Below are 18,343 nucleotides of genomic sequence, written 5' to 3' on the forward strand. Positions count from 1 at the left end.
TGGAGGGATACGAATGGTAAAGAGAAGTATTAAATTTCTTAACCGATTATTGCTCGTTATCTTATCCGTAGCCCTTATAGGTAATCCGGTGTTGCCAGGTAACGCACAAGGTGATCCCAAGATTGCAGAATCAAGCAGTCCGGATACACGTACTCAAGATTTTTCGAGCCATGAGCCTTATTTTTATACCATATCGAAAGAATGGGAGCAGAAGAAGGTTAAGGTGGGAGCGAAGGAGGCTCTGATTGATGCTAAATCGTATCATGCGAAGTCGGATGATGCTGTCGTCTCCGTGGGCTCTTATGAAGGCGAGCATGATGTTCTTCTATGGTCTCAGCCTAAAGGCTGGGTAGAGTACAAAGTAAATGTAGATCAAGAAGGCTTATATGAACTGGCTACGGATTATCACCCGTTTCTTTCAAAGGATGGGCTCGGGCGCCAGTCGGTGATCATGAGTGTCCGGATCAATGGAGAATATCCGTTTCGAGAGGCACATTCCGTTTCGTTGGAACGGCGATTCTCTGAGGTGAGACCTGAGAAATATGATGATGAGGGTAATCAAATCCGTTCATTAATTGACGAAGAAGTGGGTTGGAAAACGACTTCTTTTCGTGATTCTGAGGGGTCTTATAGCAAACCGTTGCAATGGCATTTGAACAAAGGGGAAAACACGATTCGTATAGAGACGATTCGCCAGTCGGTCGCGCTGAAATCATTCCGTTTACAAGTCCCTAAAGACATTGCCAATTATGAAGACGTGAGAAAAACGTATCCAACTCATGCAGCAAGCGGCAGTAAGGAAGCCATTGTCATCGAGGGTGAACAGTTCAGTCTTAAAAACTCTTCTTCGATTCAAACGCAATACGATCGGAGTCCGTTATCTGAGCCTAAGTCACTCGATCTCGTTCGATTTAATACGCTGGGTGGTACGGGCTGGAACAAAGGCGGTCAAGCGGTGACTTGGGACTTTGAAGTTCCGGAAGATGGCGTATACCATCTGACATTCCGTGTGAAACAAAATTTGCGTAAAAATGCTACGGTATTCCGAAATATTTATATTGACGGTGAAATTCCTTTTAACGAAATGAAAAACGTTCTGTTCCCATATGACAGTGACTGGAAAAAGGTATCGCTTGCTAATACGGATGGGGAATTATTTGATTTCTATTTCACAAAAGGAAAGCATTCGCTCAGGATGGAAGCAACTGTCGAGCCTTATATCCCCGTCATAGCCGACATCGATCAGATGTCGAAGGAACTTCGCGACGTTTCCAGAGAACTTCGTATTGCCACAGGGAATAGCACAGATGCGTATCGCGTATGGAATATCGAGAAAGATATCCCGGGTATGACCAAGAGACTTGAAGTATTAAGGGATAGCTTCAACAAACTTACGGATGAAATGCTCGCAATCAACAAGGTAAGGGACAATGTGTCACAATCCTTTAAATCCAGTGTGCGAGATTTAGAAGATTTATTGAAAGATCCGAATGAAATTCCTTATAGTCAGTTAACCATCGGAACGATGCAAGAGAAAATTGAGGCCCAGCGTGTGGATTTGATGAATACTCCGCTGCAAATTGATCGAATTTATGTAGCTGCCCCCGATACAAAACTGCCTAGAATAGAGGCAAACTTCTTCGAGAAATTATGGAACTCGATCGTTACGTTGTTCTATTCCTTCTCAAGCAAGAACCAGCTTGATCGGAATGCAGAAGATGAATTGAATATTTGGATGTTCAAAGGGCGTGATTACGTCGATGAGCTGCAGCAGCTTGCCAATGAACGATTTACACCAGAGCATGGCATTAAAGTGAATATCAATTTGGTCCAGTCGGCAGATTTGGTAGTTCTCGGTAAAGCAGCCGGGATATTACCTGATATAGCGATTGGGGTACCGAGTGCATCGATCTTTGATTATGCATTGCGCAATGCCATTTATGACTTTACAAAATTCCCGGATTCGGAGGAATTGTTAGATCAATTCCATCCAGGTATTATGCAGCCTTACCGTTATGACGGTGGTGTTTATGGTATACCGGAGACCAATAACTTTAACATCATGTTTTATCGCAAGGATATTATGAATCAGCTTGGCCTATCTGTTCCGGATACTTGGGATGATGTATACAAGATTCTGCCGACGTTATTGCAGAACGAAAGCAACTTCTACATCCCGCCGGATAACTTCTCGTATCTGTTCTTCCAAAATAACGTGGAGTTGTATTCGAAAGACGGACTGACGAGTGCATTGAATGAACCGAAAGCTTTTGAAGCGTTCAAAGAATGGACGGAAATGTTCAATGTGTACGGAATGGAACGACAAGTGAACAGTTTCTATCAACAGTTTAGAGATGGAACCATGCCGATCGGTATTTCAGATTTCAATACATACATGCAGCTACTGGTCGCAGCACCGGAAATTATGAATGAATGGGCAATCGCTCCCATTCCTGGAACAAAGCAGGCAGACGGTACGATTGCAAGATGGGCTGCCGGGGGAGCACCGACAGCGAACATTCTTTTCAATGATACGCCGAAAGAGAAACGCGATCTCGCTTGGGATTTTGTGAAATGGTATATGTCCGAAGATATTCAAACCGAGTTTGGACTTAATCTGGAGCAATATCGCGGTGAAACCTTCCGCTGGAATTCAGCTAATGTTCATGCATTTGCGAATATGCCTTGGAAACAGGATGATCTCAGCGTTATTTTGGATCAATGGCAGTGGATGCAAGAATGGCCCAATGTACCGGGAGGATATATGACGGCTCGAGAACTTGGTTTTGCTTGGAACAATGCAGCCATTGATCAAGTAAATCCAAGGATTGCATTAGAGAAGGCGGTTAAAGAAATAAACCGAGAGATGAAGCGTAAACAGCAAGAGTTCAATTATATCGATGAAAACGGGCAAGTGTTGAAGAAGCTCGATCTGATCCGAATTACGGAACCTTGGAAAGGAGCAATTCTGAATGACAGATAATGCAGCAGCTCTTTCTGAAAAGGTGAACGGAGCTAAGGCCAAGCTCGGTAAGACGAAGCCCAGCATTTCGGAACGGATCCATTATTTGTTGAAAGACATGTGGAAGTACCGCTTATCTTACTTGTTTATTTTGCCGTTTATGGCGATGTTCATCATATTTATCCTGATTCCTGTTGTTTCAGGCATTCTGTTAAGCTTCACTTATTTTAATGCCTTTGATTTTCCATCATGGCGGGGCTGGCTTAACTACCAGAATTTATTCTCGCAGGACATTATTTTCTTGCAGTATGTATTGCCTAACTCGTTTAAGTTTGCCGTATTCGTAGGCCCAGTCGGGTACATCTTAGCCTTCCTGTTAGCCTGGTTAATTGCTCAGCTGCCAACAACGATGCGCACTTGGTATGCACTTGCCATGTATGCTCCTTCGTTATCTGCAGGTGTTGCGATGGCAGTCGTTTGGACGGTTATGTTTACCGGGGACCGATCGGGTTATATTAACAGCTTTTTGCTCAAATGGGGAATCATTGATCAGCCGGTTTTATTCTTACTCGATAAAGACTACCTGCTCAATATTATGATCATTGTCTCGATTTGGTCTTCTATGGGTATTGGTTTCTTGGCCATCTTGGCCGGTATTCTCAATGTGGATAGACAATTGTACGAGGCAGGACGAATTGATGGTATATCAAGCCGTCTTCAAGAAGTGTGGTACATCACCATTCCAATGATGAAGCCGCAGATGATGTTCGCAGCCATTATGGCAATCGTTCATACGATTAAATCCGGAGGTATTGGGGTTCAATTGTCGGGTACGAACCCGACTCCGAATTATGCGGGTCAATTATTAATTGATCATATCAATGACTATGGATTTATTCGTTTCGAACTCGGTTACGCGAGTGCGATTTCTATCGTCGTTCTTCTGATGTGTTATGTGTTAAGTAAATTTTTCGGTTATTTATTCGCACCGAAGGAGGATGAATAATGCAAGAGGCACGGATGACTGCCATGCTGCGGAAATTAAAAATAAAATGGAGCGACTTTGTATTAGCTCTGAGATTGATCGATCGAGCACAAATATGGATTGCCATCTGTATCTTGCCGCTTGCCATTTTCATGCTCCTTCCGCTCATTTATTTGTTCAACCATGCATTTAAACCATTGCATGAGCTGTTCATGTTCCCGCCCACATTTATTGTTAGGGAGCCGACAACGGGGAGTTTCTCCGAACTGTTTGCCATGACGGCAAGCACCATTGTGCCGGTATCCAGGTATGTATTTAACAGTATTGTAGTTACCTTTTTGTCTAGCGTTGCCATGGTTATCACAGGAGCGATGTGTGCCTATCCTTTATCGAAGCATCCGTTCCCAGGTTCGAAAATTGTACTTGGTTTAATTATGCTGTCGTTGCTATTCGCAACAGAAGCCATCGCGATTCCACGCTTTATCGTCATTCAAAGCCTAGGGATTATGAACACTTATTTAGGTCACGTACTGCCACTTGTTGCCATGCCGGTGGGCGTATTCCTATTGAAGCAGTTTATGGACCAAGTGCCGAACGAGTTGCTGGAAGCAGCGAAGATCGATGGCGCGAAAGAATTCACAATTTTCCTGCGCATCGTTATGCCAATCGTTACACCTGCCATCGCAACGATTTCAATCCTTGCTTTCCAATCGGCATGGGGGAATGTAGAGACTTCAACTTTATTCATGCAGGAAGATTCCATGAAGACACTGCCGTTTTACATGAGCACATTAACATCTGGGCTAAGTAACTCGGTAGCTAGACAGGGAGCTGCGGCAGCAGGAGCATTAATCATGTTTTTACCGTCATTGCTCATCTTTTTGATCTTCCAGAGAAGAGTAATCACGACCATGGCGCATTCGGGGATCAAATAAGCAGTGGTATAGGGGAGGTGTACAATGCGCAACAATCCAAGCAAACCGAAATATGTGCTTTGGCTAGTCTGCTTGATTGCACTGACTGGATTCCCGATGATCGCAAGCGCTGATGTTCCTTATCGTACCTTCACGGAAGACAGTTATGAACGTACGATAATGACTCAATCTGCATATTCTCCAGTCGGCGTATTAGCTCAGGAGATTCCAGTCGTCAATGAGAAGGGTGAAGTAGAGTATACATCGCTGCAGCGTCCTCAAGATCTATTCATTGCAGACAATGATGATATTTATATTGCGGATACCGATAATAATCGGATTGTTCATCTGAATGAAAGTGGTGAGCTCATTCGATTAATCACGTTACCAGAAAGTCCGCTCAATCAACCACAGGGTGTGTTTGTTGCCGATAATGGCGATGTTTACATTGCGGATACAGGTAATAAGCGAGTTGTTCACCTGGATAAGAATGCGAAATTATTGACTGAAATTGGTCGTCCTACATCACCACTAATTAATGAATCCTTCGTATATGAACCGACGAATATGGTTATCGATAAACGCGGCTTTATATATGTTGTATCGAAAGGAAGTTATCACGGGATCATCCAATTTACTCCCGAGGGGAAATTCGACCAGTTCTTCGGAACGAATAAAACGGAAGTAAAGCTGATGGATATCATTCGGAGACAGTTTTATTCGAAAGAGCAATTGAGTCGGCAGGTTCGACTTCTGCCTGTAACGATCCGGAATATAGATATCGATGATCAAGGCTTCATCTATACGGTTTCCGGTTCCAAAACAGAGCAAGTCAAGAAATTAAACATTCGCGGTGAAAATATATGGAAAGAGATGTCGTTCAATGAACGGTTGTTTTCCTTAGCTACAGTAGAATCTGATGAATTGATTGAGAAGCAGCTTACCGATGTTTCCTTAGATCAGAATGGTAATGTAACGATTATTGATAAATCACGGAACATTGTCTCCCAATATGATGCAAACGGTACGATGTTATTTTATTGGTCAGGCCGTTCTGCCTTAGGTAATTCGCTGGTTGGTTTAACAGCGGCACCTGTTGCAGTAGAAACCAACTCAAACAAACACCTTTATATTTTGGATGAAGCGCTGGGCCTCATTCAAGAGTATGAACCGACCGAGTTTGGAGCAACGGTTCACGAAGCTTACAAGTTGATGGAGGAAGGCAAGTATGCAGAAGGGGAGCAGTATTGGAACAAAGTACTGAAGTTGAATGCTCACTTCTCTCCAGCTTATAAAGGAATCGCTCAGGCCGCATTTTCTCGCGGTGAGTACGAGCGCGCTAGAGACTTGTTCAAGCTTGCAGGAGATGGTGAGGGATACTCAGACTCATTCTGGCAGATTCGCCTGCAATGGTTCCAGAAAAACTTCTCGACCTTGGCGAACTCTGTTATTATAGCCAGCCTCTTATTATGGGTTTTTACCAGGCTAAAGAAAAAATTCAATTTCCGAATGATGCCGAAATCGAATAAGTTAAACAGTCAAACCTGGTTCCAGCAATTAAAGCATGTATTCTATATCTTGAAACATCCGATAGATGGATTTGGTGATTTGAGATATTTGAATAAGGGTGGCTACATCAGTGCTTTCGTTATTCTCATATTAACGGTAGTCATGCTTCTGGTGAAATCATTCTATACGAGTTTTACATATAATCCAGTGCCGGTCTATGCAAAGGGTTCAACTTACATGCTCACAGTCTTCTTGGCCGTATGGTTATCATGGGTGGTATGTAACTATCTGGTAGGTTCGATCAAGCAAGGTGAAGCAAGGTTTAAAGATGTGTTCGTGGGAAGCTGTTATTCCTTATTCCCGGTTGTGTTACTCGGGATCCCGCTTGCCCTTATTTCGAACATCTTTACACAAAGTGAAGCATCCATTTACAGCTCGATTGAGGTAGGTATGCTTTTGTGGAGTGGGTTATTATTCTTCTGGAACATTCAAGCGTTGCAAAACTACGGTGTTGGCGAAACGGTATTGAATATAACACTTACGGTCATCACAATGACCATTATGTGGGTACTTGTGTTCATCTTAATCGGACTTACATCCGAATTTGGTAACTTTGTTTACACGATCTATCAGGAGGTGTCGATGTGATGCGCTTATTACGGTCCAAAAAACGATTCATGGTAGCTGCGATTTGCGTATTATTCGCGTCGACGCTCGGCGGTTTCATCTTTGCTACATCCGCTTCAACCGATAAGAAGCAGACCGAGGTTCAAACTACGGTACAGACTGAAACAAAGACTGAAACTCAAACGGAGACACAGAGGGCACCTCAGACGAGTACGACAAAGGCAGTAACCCCTGCAAAATCAAATGGGAAATTGCCGGATGAAACCCAGTTCCAAACGATATCGGAGAATGAGAAATTATTGCTCAAAGCTGATAAATCCTCCGGTCATTTTACTGTAACAAGTAAAACCACAGGAGAAGTATGGCGCTCCTTTCCTAATCCGAAGGATTGGCAGGATAAGCTCAATACAGATGCATGGAAGCTGCATCTTGCTTCACCCTTTATGTTCCGTTATGTAGAGTTTAATCTGCGTAAAGACTTGCTGAAAGAGACTAACTTCTATGCACAAAAAGGGGGAATAAGCCAGTTCGAAGTAACAGATCAGGGATTTAAAGTTATGTATGACATGCCGGATCTTGGCTTCATCATTCCTGTAGAAGTCAAGCTTGGCGAAGATTTCGTTGAAACCAAAGTATTAGCTGAAGGTCTGGTAGATGAGAAAGTCATGCCGAAGGAAGAACCAGCGGCAGCAACGGTTGATAAGGATGGCAAAGAAGTCAAGAAACCGAAGCCCAAAAAAGATCCGATGGCTCGCCTAGCGTCCATTCGCTTATTCCCTTTCTTGGGTGCACAAACTTCGGATGACGAAGATGGATTTCTATACATTCCAGACGGGCCGGGCGCTTTAATTGATTTCAGAGAACGTCGAGCGGGTACACAAAACCTCTATACGGAACGTGTTTATGGTGACGATTGGGCATACAGTAACCGCAATACCATGTCTGATCGTAATCCGATTACTATGCCGGTATTTGGCATTAAATCGAATAAACAAGGACTTCTTGGAGTCATCACGGAAGGTGAAGAGTACGCGAACGTGGTTGCGGCGCCTTCGGGATCGTTCAGTCAATTCAACTGGGTTGCACCGGAGTATCAATACCGGTTCAAGTTCTTCCAACCGACAGATACGAAGAAGTTGAACGGTTACTTGACGTATAGCAAGGAAATAACGAAGTCAGATCGTGCGACCCGTTATTATATGATCGAGGAGAAAAACGAAGAAATTAGCTATGTTACATTAGCTGAACGCTATCGGGAATTGTTGATGAAGGAGTCGGCGATGAAACCGCTAGAAGGTGAGCAAGCGAAGCTGCGGCTGCAGCTGCATTTACTTGGCGGTGATACCGAAGACGGATTTTTGTGGGATTCATATCTACCGTTAACTACGACAAAAGAGGCGGAAGGCATCGTACAAGAGTTGTCTGCACTTGGTGTCGATCATATGGACATCACTTATCTTGGCTGGCAAAACGATGGATACAGTAAGTTTGGCGGTGACTTCCCCGTTCCAGATCAACTGGGCGGTAATAAGGGAATGAAGAAATTCACCGATTTTGCTCATTCGAAGGGCTACGCGGTTTATCTTGATGCCTCTTCCTATACGTATAACAGAGGCGGTGAAGACGGATTTCGAAAAAATCGAGACGGTCTTCGTGACCTAGCTTCTTCCGTCATAGAATCGATGAGTTGGGATAGCAGACGAAAGACTTTTGTCAGTCCTCAATTTATGAAAGGGGTTATAGAAGGAGATCTCCAAGAAGCGAAATCATTAGGAATCAATGGCTATTTATACGGTCAAGGAATCGGATCGTTATTGAATACGGATTTTAATGAGAACTATAGAGCGACAAGAGAACATTCAAAGGAAATTCAGAGCCAATTGTTTCAGATGACAAAAGAAACATTCGGCAGCGTAAGAGGGGCAGGAGGTAACGCGTACACCTTCCCATATATTAGCCATATGGACAGCATGGCCTCTAACTTCTCCTATGACATGTTTATCGATCGTGTTGTACCATTCGCCCAAATAGCTCTTCATGGTCTGACTACATACTCATTCGAGTATGCGAACTTGAGTGATGACTATGCGGACAATTTCTTGAAGGGAATCGAATACGGCGCAGTACCGTCGTTTGTCGTAACGAACGCTTCATCACAGGAATTACTTAAATCACTTTCTCTCCATGAATTCTACAGTACAAACTACAAGGACTGGCTTGCAGAGATCGTGTCACAGTATCAAAAATACGAAGAGGCACTTGGTGATGTGCAGAACGAGTTCATTACAGGCCATCGTGAAATCGTAAGCGGCGTATTTGAAACAACATACAGTAACGGAAAACAAGTCATCGTGAATTATAACGATAAAGAGGTTAGCGTCGGGGATGCTGTTGTGAAAGCCAAAGACTACATTGTAAGCAAAGGAGGTGCGTAGTATGGCCCCAAAGCGAATACTCTCTGCTAAGAGATCCCGAAAGCTGGAAGGGTCGTTATTTATTGCACCGTGGTTGATCGGCTTTATCGCTTTTTTAGGATTTCCGCTAGTCTTCTCACTCTTTATGAGCTTTCACACGGTAAAAATATTGCCGAAGAAAATTGTGTACGACTTTGTTGGCGTCAAATATTACCGTGAGATCTTGTTTAACAGCTCGGATCTATACGATAAGTTAATTCCATACTTCCAGGAAGTCGTCATCATGATCCCGGTTATCGTCATATTTGCCTTGATGATCTCTATTATGCTGAACCAAAAGCTGCCCGGTCGATTCTTATTCCGCGCCATCTTCTTCTTACCGGTTATCTTCTCTACGGGTGCTGTGCTGATGTCATTTATTAATCAAGGGGAAGGCAACCTAGGTTTCCTTGAACGATTTAATATTGGCGGTTACATGGATATGTTCCTTGGGGACAGTTCATGGGCGAAACCTGTAAAGACCGTATTGAATCAGTTTGTCCTTGTCTTATGGTATTCCGGGGTGCAAATTCTGCTCTTTATTGCAGGCCTTCAGACCATTTCAACGTCTGCGTATGAATCAGCTCGAATTGATGGTGCTACACCATGGGAGGTATTTTGGAAGATCACACTTCCAGCAATGTCACCGTTCATCCTGCTGAACTTAATTTATACGGTTGTAGATATGTTTACGTTCCCATCCAATCCTGTCATTAGTTTGATCAATACGGGGAACTACGGATTTAATAGTGCACTCGCATGGATTTACTTCGCTATTATTCTTGTATTTTTGGGAATTGTCGTTCTCCTCTACAGTAGAATTAACCGGAAAAATGCAGGAGTAAATCGTTAGTGAGGAAGGGAGGCAGAACATGAAGGTTGAATTAGCGAGGCGTGTGAAACTGAAACAGAAGTTCACAACGAAACGTGGATTACGGCAAGTGAAGTATACGATTCTAGGTCGAGAGATGAATCAAGGGCTCATATTTAAATTAGTCTTGTACGGAATATTCATCGTAACCTCCTATGTGTATATGAACCCAATTTTAAAAATGCTGGTGAAGATGGTCATGAGTGCCAAGGACTTGATTGATCCAACCGTGACGTGGATTCCATCTTCCGTTTACTTAGGACATGTGGTCGAAGCATGGAAGCTGCTGGATTATCCGAAGTCTCTCTCCATCAGTGTACTGATTGCGATTTCGACTGCTGTGCTGCATTGTATCTCGTGCGGGCTAGCGGGCTATGCCTTGGCAAGGCTCGATGTCCCATTCAAGAAGACGATTCTATTCCTCGTCTTCTTGGCATTCATTATTCCGCCTCAAGTTGTTATTTTGCCGACGATTATGGTGTATACAAAGCTTGGATTGAATGGTCATTTATTAACCTTAATTTTGCCTTCTATTTTTGGGTTCGGTGTCAAGGGCGCACTCTTTGTCATCATTTTCCGCCAATTCTTCTCCACGCAGCCTAAAGCATTGGAAGAAGCGGCCCGTATCGATGGTGCTAGTGCTTTGAGATTTTATGTACGCGTTATGTTTCCATTGGCAAGACCAGCCATTCTCGTCGTCTTGTTGTTCTCGTTCGTCTGGACTTGGAATGACACGTACTACCCTAGGATGTTCCTGGGTTCAAGCGGCGATATGCCGTTAGCACTGAAAATGTCATTTATCGATAGTCAGTTGACGACATTTATTACGAATGGAGGACTGCCGGAATATTTAGCTGAACCGATTAAAATGGGTGCAAGCTTCCTGGTTATATTGCCTCCGCTTATTCTTTACCTCTTTGCCCAGCGTTACTTTGTTGAGAGTGTTGAACGTACAGGTTTGGTCGAGTAGACCTAGATCCATAATTTAGGATAATAAAGGAGGATTATATATGAAGAGAAAATCGATTTTTCTAATCATTACTTTTGTATTCATGCTAACAACAATACTTTCAGGTTGTACCGGCAATGATTCGGTAAATAAAGAACCGGAAATTGTATCCGAAGCGAAGCCTGCTGGGACTAACGAAGAAGATGCACAGGAAGAAGAAGTGGATTGGACGAGTAAAGCTGTGACGGATTTCAGCGAGGAGACAACGATCACCATTCAACATGAATGGGGCATAGATCAGATTACTCCTCTCATGCAACCCATTGAAGATAAGCTTCAAGCAGAAGGTAAGAATATAACCGTTCATTGGATTCAAGGTGATTCCACCTCGGAAGCATTGCAAGAATTGAACGCTAGTGGTGTCGTCCCGGATATTATTTACAGTTCTAAGGGAATTGATGGTTTAAAAGATCTGGATATGGTTGAGCCCATTGATGACTTAATGAAGATATACGAAATGGATGAAACTAGTATCAATCCATCTGTAATATCCTTGCTCCGCTCCTACGATGATAAGGGTTCAATGGTTGGTGTACCCACGTTTGCTGATACCATTACGTTATTTTACAATAAAGAGATTTTCGATATGTTCGGCGTTCCTTACCCGACAGACCACATGACATGGGATGAAACCTTTGAATTAGCTAAGAAGTTGACCGGAGAACGAAATGGTGTAAACTACCGTGGTCTGGAGATGGGATTTACGAACAGTCTAACAAGCGAAGCGCTCGCACCTCTTAAAGAAATTATTACGAATGTAGTCGATCCTGAAACCGATGAAGTATTACTTACGAAGGAGCCGGCAGTCACAAGATATTTCGAATTGATGAAAAAGTTCTATAGCATACCAGGTATGTATGAACGTGATCCGGATAAACAAGCAAGCTTCTTTGCCGGTGGAACGGCTGCGATGTTAGTGTCTTGGCCGACATACTTGGAATGGGGAATTCCTGAAACCATTCGACCGAATGTTGATTCGGTTCTCATGCCCATCTGGGGAGGGGAAGAACAGTTAGCGTCACCTACGCAAGCTCATATGTATGTATTGAATAAGTACAGTGAGCAAAAAGATGCAGCTTTCCAGTGGATGAAAGAAGTCGTTGCGGAAGATATGCAGATGGAGTTCTCCGCTGCAGGATATCCGACGGTATTGAAGAGTCCTGAAGTTATCGCGACATTCGGCAGTGAAAAAGATATTTACGAAGGCAAAAATGTAAAAGCGTATTTCCCGGAAAACGCGAGAATAATTGAAGGTAGAAAATCGGAATATCAGCGATTAGCTGAAGGTATGATTACGGAGAAATTGAAAGACTTCGCAAACTCAGATATGAATATCGCCGAATTTTTACGTAAGCTGGAAGAGGAATTAACGATTAAGATCAAGGAAGAGAAACAAAAGAAAGAGCAAGGGCAATAAGAATCCGGACGTCTGCATAAGAGGTTGTTCAAAAAGTCCGCTTTTGATAAGAAAACCTCTATCGAGGCCACTTCAAGGATGAGCGACCGCGATGCATAGGTAGGTTTTCTTGCGATATAGAATTTCATCAGTTCCACTGATAACTCATAAATTCTATATCTAACACGAAGCAAATCAGGAAGTAGCTCGGTATCGAATCTTGAATTCAGCCGGGCCTAAGTAGAAGCTTCCGAAGCATGTTTCCTGCGGAAACATTTCAGGTGCTCACGTACCCAAAACGTACGCTCCGCTCCTGACGTCCCTTGCTTCATCCAACTGAAGCGTTTTGAAAAAACGCACATCGGAAGCATAAGCTTCGGTGCTGAAAATCGACCTTTTTGAACACGCACTATAAGTATTTTGTTAAGAACCTGAGGTCAGCGTCTCAGGTTCTTCACGCTTTGAAAGGAGAATGTCCCATGTCATCATTTGCAGCACCCGCGAATGTACCGGCTTACCTAATCAGCAACTATCTTCCGTTTAATCTGTTTCAAGCACAGCCCTATGGCAATGCCTTGTTCTCCTCTCACTGGCATGATCAGGTTATGGAGATTATCTTCGTCGTAAAAGGTCGGATGCAGCTTTTTATAGAAGGCTATTCGTATGTGGGAGAAGAAGGGGATATAATCTTGATTGAAGAAGGCCAAATTCATGGGGCGTACTTAATGGAGAAGGAAGAAGTCCCGGAGTATTATGCGGTTTTAATCAATAAATCCATTCTGTTAACTGCGGAATCGATGCACATCGTTCATGAACCGTTATTGAATGGGAAGCTGTCATTTCCCCGATGTTTACGAGCTGAGGATGATAACTATAATGACTTGAAAGAATTGATTCTAAATATTGCTGCTGAATATAAATCGAAAAAGAGTGGATATGAATTGGTCATCAAATCCTATCTCTATCGGCTTATCGTGACACTGACACGAGTATATGGTTATGAGGTTAGTAACAGTAAAGCGGAAGGAGTAAACCGAAGAAGGATCGAGGAACTTCGTGACGTCATGTTGTATGTAGAAGAACATTACGGAGAGCAGTTCACACTGAACGGTATTTCAAAGCTCGCTAGAATGAGCCCTTATCATTTCTGTAGGACGTTTAAAAAGATAACCGGACAAACGTTTGTAGAGTATGTTAATCTATGCCGAATCAGAAAAGGGGAGGAGATGATTATGAATTCTAGTTTACCCATTACACAAATTGCTCACCGGGTGGGATTTAATAATATTAACTATTTTAACAGAGTGTTTAGAAAATATAGGCTGTGCTCGCCTTCCGAATTCCGTAAACAAGCGGAGCAAGGTTTATATGCACCTACTGGACTCAACTAGTCGAACAACATATCCCCTCCAAGTTCACTCCACTCATCTCTCTTCACAAGAGGTTGTTAGAGTATCGACTTAAAGGGGATCACATCGTCCGTGTATTACTATTTCGTGTTTTCTAGTTGTGTTGTGGCCTCTGCAACTGCTGCTTCGCCTTCGTCTTTCGTAATTCTTAGAAATTCCTGTACATTCATATCGGAATCAGCGAACTTTGCGAGGTCAAGTTTGACAAATTGATCCCATAAGCTTTGTCTGCCACTATGGGTTGCTGGAGTTAGCTTAAACACAGAAGTGACATCTTGCCCAGCATAATTATCTATTCCGGAACCATACTGATCGGCAACCTCGGTAAGCACAGGGCCGGATGCCATCGATTGAGCGATTTTCGTCTGATTCGGAACAGATACATATTCCTTCAACACGCTGAATGCCGCATCTTTATGTTCGCTGGAGCTGGAAATGACCATCGGTGTAGTCCCTAAAACAGGGCCAATCGTTGGTTGATCCGCCCATACAGGCACAGACAGCATCGCTATTTTGTCCTTTAAATATTCTACATCTTCAAACGGATTTCCATGAACGAAGTATGCGGTCCAAGTAACGGTCATTGCAGCTTGTTTTTGCCCGAATAAATCGGCGTTCTTAGCTTCTTCAGATCTTACACCCGGTATACTATAATACTTCTTCATCAGTTCTAAATATTTTGTAAAAGCCGGATCTTTCGTAATGAGCACTTCGCCTGTGTCCGGATCTGTCTTATTCACGGCAAGTTCATTGAGCGGTACTGCGGCACCATCCCCTGTGTTCCCATAGCCGCCGAGTTCAAGTCCGAGATAAGAAACACCATTGCGCTGTCCTGTCATTTTTTTAGCCAAGTCGAATGCCTGGTCCCAAGTCATCGTCTCTGTAGGGTAAGGCACGCCGAATAAATCAAATATCTCCTTATTGTAGAAGAGGGACAGATAGCCTGTTCCATCAGGTATACCGATTAACCTTCCCTCAGAATCTAGTGATCGAATATAGGAGACGAGACTTGGATTTAACGAATGGATATCGAAATCGTGGCTTTTTGCTAATTCATCAAGTGGATAGATAACTCCTAAATTCTCTATTTCATGAATCCCATAGTTCGGAAAAATAATATCAGGATTCACTCCGCTTGCAAACAACTCCTGCAGCGACGCGGATTTGCACTCACATGCTACCATCTCAATATTTATATTGGGCAGCTTCTCATCAATTTCTTGGAACCGATTATTAAATATTTCTTCCCCCCAAGGAAATGCCACGGTTACTGTAACGGGGTCCGTGGGTGTTCCTTCTACTGGCGGTAAGTCTTCCGACGCCTCGGTTACATTGGTTTCTTGGTTCGGTACCGGGTTCTCTTCTACCGAGCTAACTTCTTTATTGATTGCATCGTGTTCGTTCGTATTTCCACAAGCGATGACAAGGGTGCATAACATCACAAATAGTAAAAGAATGGTCCAGCTTTTCTTTACCAATTTCATGTAGAGACCTCCAATTCATTTGAATGTAAGCGTTTGCCAAGATGAGTTCCATTCGATGCATAAGTGGAAATCCGGATGCCTTCATTCTATATTGAAAAAGAGATGGAGTCTCTACATAGCTTTGCGCACTTGTTGGACTATTTTGCTGATTATCAGCTAATATGTGAAGAAGGTGAAATCGTGATGTATGATAAGCTTCCCGTCTTGAATCCAGAGGAGACGATCCCCTTATTGCAGGATCAATTCTATTACCCACCTTATATTACGCTTGCCCATATGTACAAACCTCCAACGGGTTGGTTTATGATACCTCAACAAATTAGTCAATACCAACTTCTATATGGAGTCGATGGGAAGGCAGATAATATTATGAATGGCGTTAAATGTCCGCTTGGAAAAGGGGATATTTACATCATTCGCCCCGGTGCTGTTCGTTCATTGCAACCATCTAAGAATGAGCCATACGTGGGAATAACCATTTCATTTCATTTTGGACTGTCAAAGTCACCTATAGAATTCATGTTTGGAAATGACTACATTAGAGGGAGCGATCCAGATGGTTCGTTACTAGGCAAACTCATCCCCTTAATTCAGGCAATCCAGCAGCATACCTTGTCAAGCAATATGCTTGCGCAAGGACTATTGCTGCAAATATTGCATGATTTGGCTAAGCCTGTGGATGGAACAGCAAAGCTAACCACGAAAATCAATCCGAAAATGGTGAAAATCTGTAATTACATTAAAGAAAATTATAGTACACCAATCCGGTTGGAAACATTAAGCGAGATGACGGGACTGAGCAGGAACTATATTATACGCCAATTTCGCAATTGTTACGGTATGACACCGTCTGATTATCTGGCTACGATACGTATAGAGAAGGCGAAACAGCTCGCCATTGAAACCGATCTTACAATAAGCGAGATCGCGAACCAGGTCGGATATACGGAACTGCATTCATTTAGTCGAATGTTCAAAAAACGAATGGGAATCAGCTTAAGTCAGTTTAATGCAACGCTCATATCGTCACTCGATATCGTCTCCCCTCTGGAAGAATAGCAGGGGGGATTTTTGTTATAAAAGTGTTACTTTGAGCTAAATACTTCCAAGGATTTGCCGAGTAAACTATGAATAAAAGAACAAGTTGAAAACGCTTCCGAGGGCAAGTGGACAGTTCAAGTTTGATTCAGAATTAGCCTATTAAAATGTAAGAAGACCGGATCGAATGGCTTTTGGATTCATTTAATCCATTCTTTTCACATCGGTATTATGAATTTGATGTAGGAGGAGTTATATATGAAAAAAAGTAGTCGGAAAAGTCTAGGCCTGCTGTTAATGATGTGTCTCTTGTTCCTTCTCGTTCTGGGAGCATGTTCATCAGGAGGAGGCGGTGAAGCAGCAAGTGATAAGCCGGATACAACAGAGTCAACAGAGGGAACGAATACGAATACAGAAGAGCAAGAAGAGAAGCCCAAGCCTGTAGAAGTGAAACAATTCTCGAATGAACCCGTTACGTTAAAGGTAGCAACCCAATGGGGCGAAGAAAATTTCCAGAACAATTTTGTTCAAGATATGAAGGAGCTTGTTCCCCATATTACATTTGAATATGTCGATTGGAATGGAACGGCTGAAGGGATCCAGGAGATTAACAGCTCAGGGACGGTGGTTGACTTACTAACGCCCAACCTTGGGGTGGATGTGCTGCTCGATCTTGATATGGTACAGCCGCTTGATGAGATGGTAAAAGAGTATGGGATCGATTTGAGCACAGTGGACCCGTCGTTTATTGCTCTGATTCGCTCCCAAGACCCTGAAGGACGGCTGATCGGATTGACGGGTAACGGAGGGATTTATGGTCTCTTCTATAATAAAGAAGTATTCGACCTATTCGGTGTTCCCTATCCGACAGACAACATGACTTGGGATGAAATCATTGACCTCGCTAAGAAAACGACAGGTACCCGTGATGGAAATCAATACATAGGATTGGAGTTCGGCTCGGATACGGTGGATGCTGCTCTATTACAATTATCTATAACATTGACAGATCCAGATACCGGGGAACTGTTATTGTCTAAAGATCCGAAGTTTACGAAATACATGGAACTGATGAAAAAAATATATAGTATCCCAGGCATCTACAATCCGGAAGAACCAGATAAGTTTATGCAAAAAACAGCTGCGATGGAAATCAACTGGCATGGTTTCCTGACTTGGTTTGGAGGGGAGACCCCGGAGGAAAGAGCAGAATTCAAGAAAGACATGGACATTCTGCCGGTTCCATCCTGGTCCGACATCCCACAAACGGCTCCAGCGGTTCATACGGCGCCTACCGTAATAAACCCGTATAGCGAGAATAAAGAAGCAGCGCTGCAAGTACTTCAAGCCATTATTTCAATAGAGAACCAAACGAAGGCTACAAGAAAAGGCACAATCCCGGCTACCTCCGATGTGGAAATTCGCAAACAGTTTGGTGCCGACAATCCAGATCATCAAGGCAAAAATGTAATGGCGATGTTCCAAAATCAGTTTGCGCTCCCTCCTGCTAGAGCAAGTGTGTGGGATAAATACGTTGATTTGAATGGGGCTATACAGAAGTTTGCGACCTCGGACATGAACATCCCAGAGTTTATTCGGGTGCTTGAAGAGGAATCAGCGATCAAGATTAAGGATGCCAAGAATAAAGAGTAAGAGAGTTTCATTCAGACAAAATAGAGTACGGAA

The 18,343-nt window shown here is 43.1% G+C and carries 12 protein-coding genes; 11 read left to right on the forward strand and 1 reads right to left on the reverse strand.

The genetic code is table 11. The features are described from left to right. The first annotated feature begins 13 nt into the window (after window positions 1-13). The 9 genes from MHH48_RS05650 to MHH48_RS05690 all read left to right on the forward strand — a co-directional run bounded on the left by MHH48_RS05650 (window position 14) and on the right by MHH48_RS05690 (window position 14,117). Entirely contained in the window at window positions 14-2,983 is a 2,970-nt protein-coding gene (locus MHH48_RS05650) for an extracellular solute-binding protein (protein WP_076325477.1), read from the forward strand. Between the two features lie 97 nt (window positions 2,984-3,080). Then, window positions 3,081-3,968, forward strand: a complete 888-nt coding sequence (locus MHH48_RS05655; protein WP_251035623.1) for a sugar ABC transporter permease — start codon at window positions 3,081-3,083, stop codon at window positions 3,966-3,968. Next, window positions 3,968-4,882, forward strand: a complete 915-nt coding sequence (locus tag MHH48_RS05660; protein WP_076325475.1) for a carbohydrate ABC transporter permease — start codon at window positions 3,968-3,970, stop codon at window positions 4,880-4,882. The genes MHH48_RS05655 and MHH48_RS05660 overlap by 1 nt, the downstream gene beginning before the upstream one ends. Before the next feature lie 24 nt (window positions 4,883-4,906). Further along, complete coding sequence (locus tag MHH48_RS05665) at window positions 4,907-7,018, forward strand: YIP1 family protein (RefSeq protein ID WP_076325474.1); 2,112 nt, start codon at window positions 4,907-4,909, stop codon at window positions 7,016-7,018. Then, window positions 7,018-9,432, forward strand: a complete 2,415-nt coding sequence (locus MHH48_RS05670; protein ID WP_076325473.1) for a DUF5696 domain-containing protein — start codon at window positions 7,018-7,020, stop codon at window positions 9,430-9,432. The genes MHH48_RS05665 and MHH48_RS05670 overlap by 1 nt, the downstream gene beginning before the upstream one ends. Window position 9,433: 1 nt before the next feature. Then, window positions 9,434-10,303, forward strand: coding sequence for an ABC transporter permease subunit (locus MHH48_RS05675; protein ID WP_076325472.1), 870 nt, complete (start codon window positions 9,434-9,436; stop codon window positions 10,301-10,303). 19 nt (window positions 10,304-10,322) lie between these two features. Further along, a complete protein-coding gene (locus tag MHH48_RS05680; protein WP_076325471.1) occupies window positions 10,323-11,291 on the forward strand; it encodes a carbohydrate ABC transporter permease in 969 nt (322 codons plus the stop codon). A 40-nt stretch (window positions 11,292-11,331) separates the two neighbouring features. After that, window positions 11,332-12,747: an extracellular solute-binding protein gene (locus MHH48_RS05685; RefSeq protein ID WP_076325470.1), complete on the forward strand. Its 1,416-nt coding sequence runs from the start codon at window positions 11,332-11,334 to the stop codon at window positions 12,745-12,747. Window positions 12,748-13,205: 458 nt separating this feature from the next. Next, window positions 13,206-14,117: a helix-turn-helix domain-containing protein gene (locus MHH48_RS05690; RefSeq protein WP_076326523.1), complete on the forward strand. Its 912-nt coding sequence runs from the start codon at window positions 13,206-13,208 to the stop codon at window positions 14,115-14,117. Window positions 14,118-14,215: 98 nt separating this feature from the next. On the opposite strand, the gene MHH48_RS05695 is transcribed toward MHH48_RS05690, so the two are convergent. Then, window positions 14,216-15,619 (reverse strand): extracellular solute-binding protein, encoded by a 1,404-nt coding sequence (locus MHH48_RS05695; RefSeq protein ID WP_076326522.1) that lies wholly within the window; start codon window positions 15,617-15,619, stop codon window positions 14,216-14,218. A gap of 75 nt (window positions 15,620-15,694) precedes the next feature. On the opposite strand from MHH48_RS05695, the gene MHH48_RS05700 reads away from it, so the two are divergent. After that, on the forward strand, window positions 15,695-16,678 hold the full coding sequence (locus tag MHH48_RS05700) for an AraC family transcriptional regulator (RefSeq protein WP_083659867.1): 984 nt from the start codon (window positions 15,695-15,697) through the stop codon (window positions 16,676-16,678). Window positions 16,679-16,915: 237 nt separating this feature from the next. After that, on the forward strand, window positions 16,916-18,310 hold the full coding sequence (locus MHH48_RS05705) for an extracellular solute-binding protein (protein ID WP_076326521.1): 1,395 nt from the start codon (window positions 16,916-16,918) through the stop codon (window positions 18,308-18,310). Window positions 18,311-18,343: the final 33 nt, after the last annotated feature.

The sequence above is a fragment of the Paenibacillus sp. FSL F4-0100 genome (assembly GCF_037993005.1).
Classification (GTDB): domain Bacteria; phylum Bacillota; class Bacilli; order Paenibacillales; family Paenibacillaceae; genus Paenibacillus_AQ.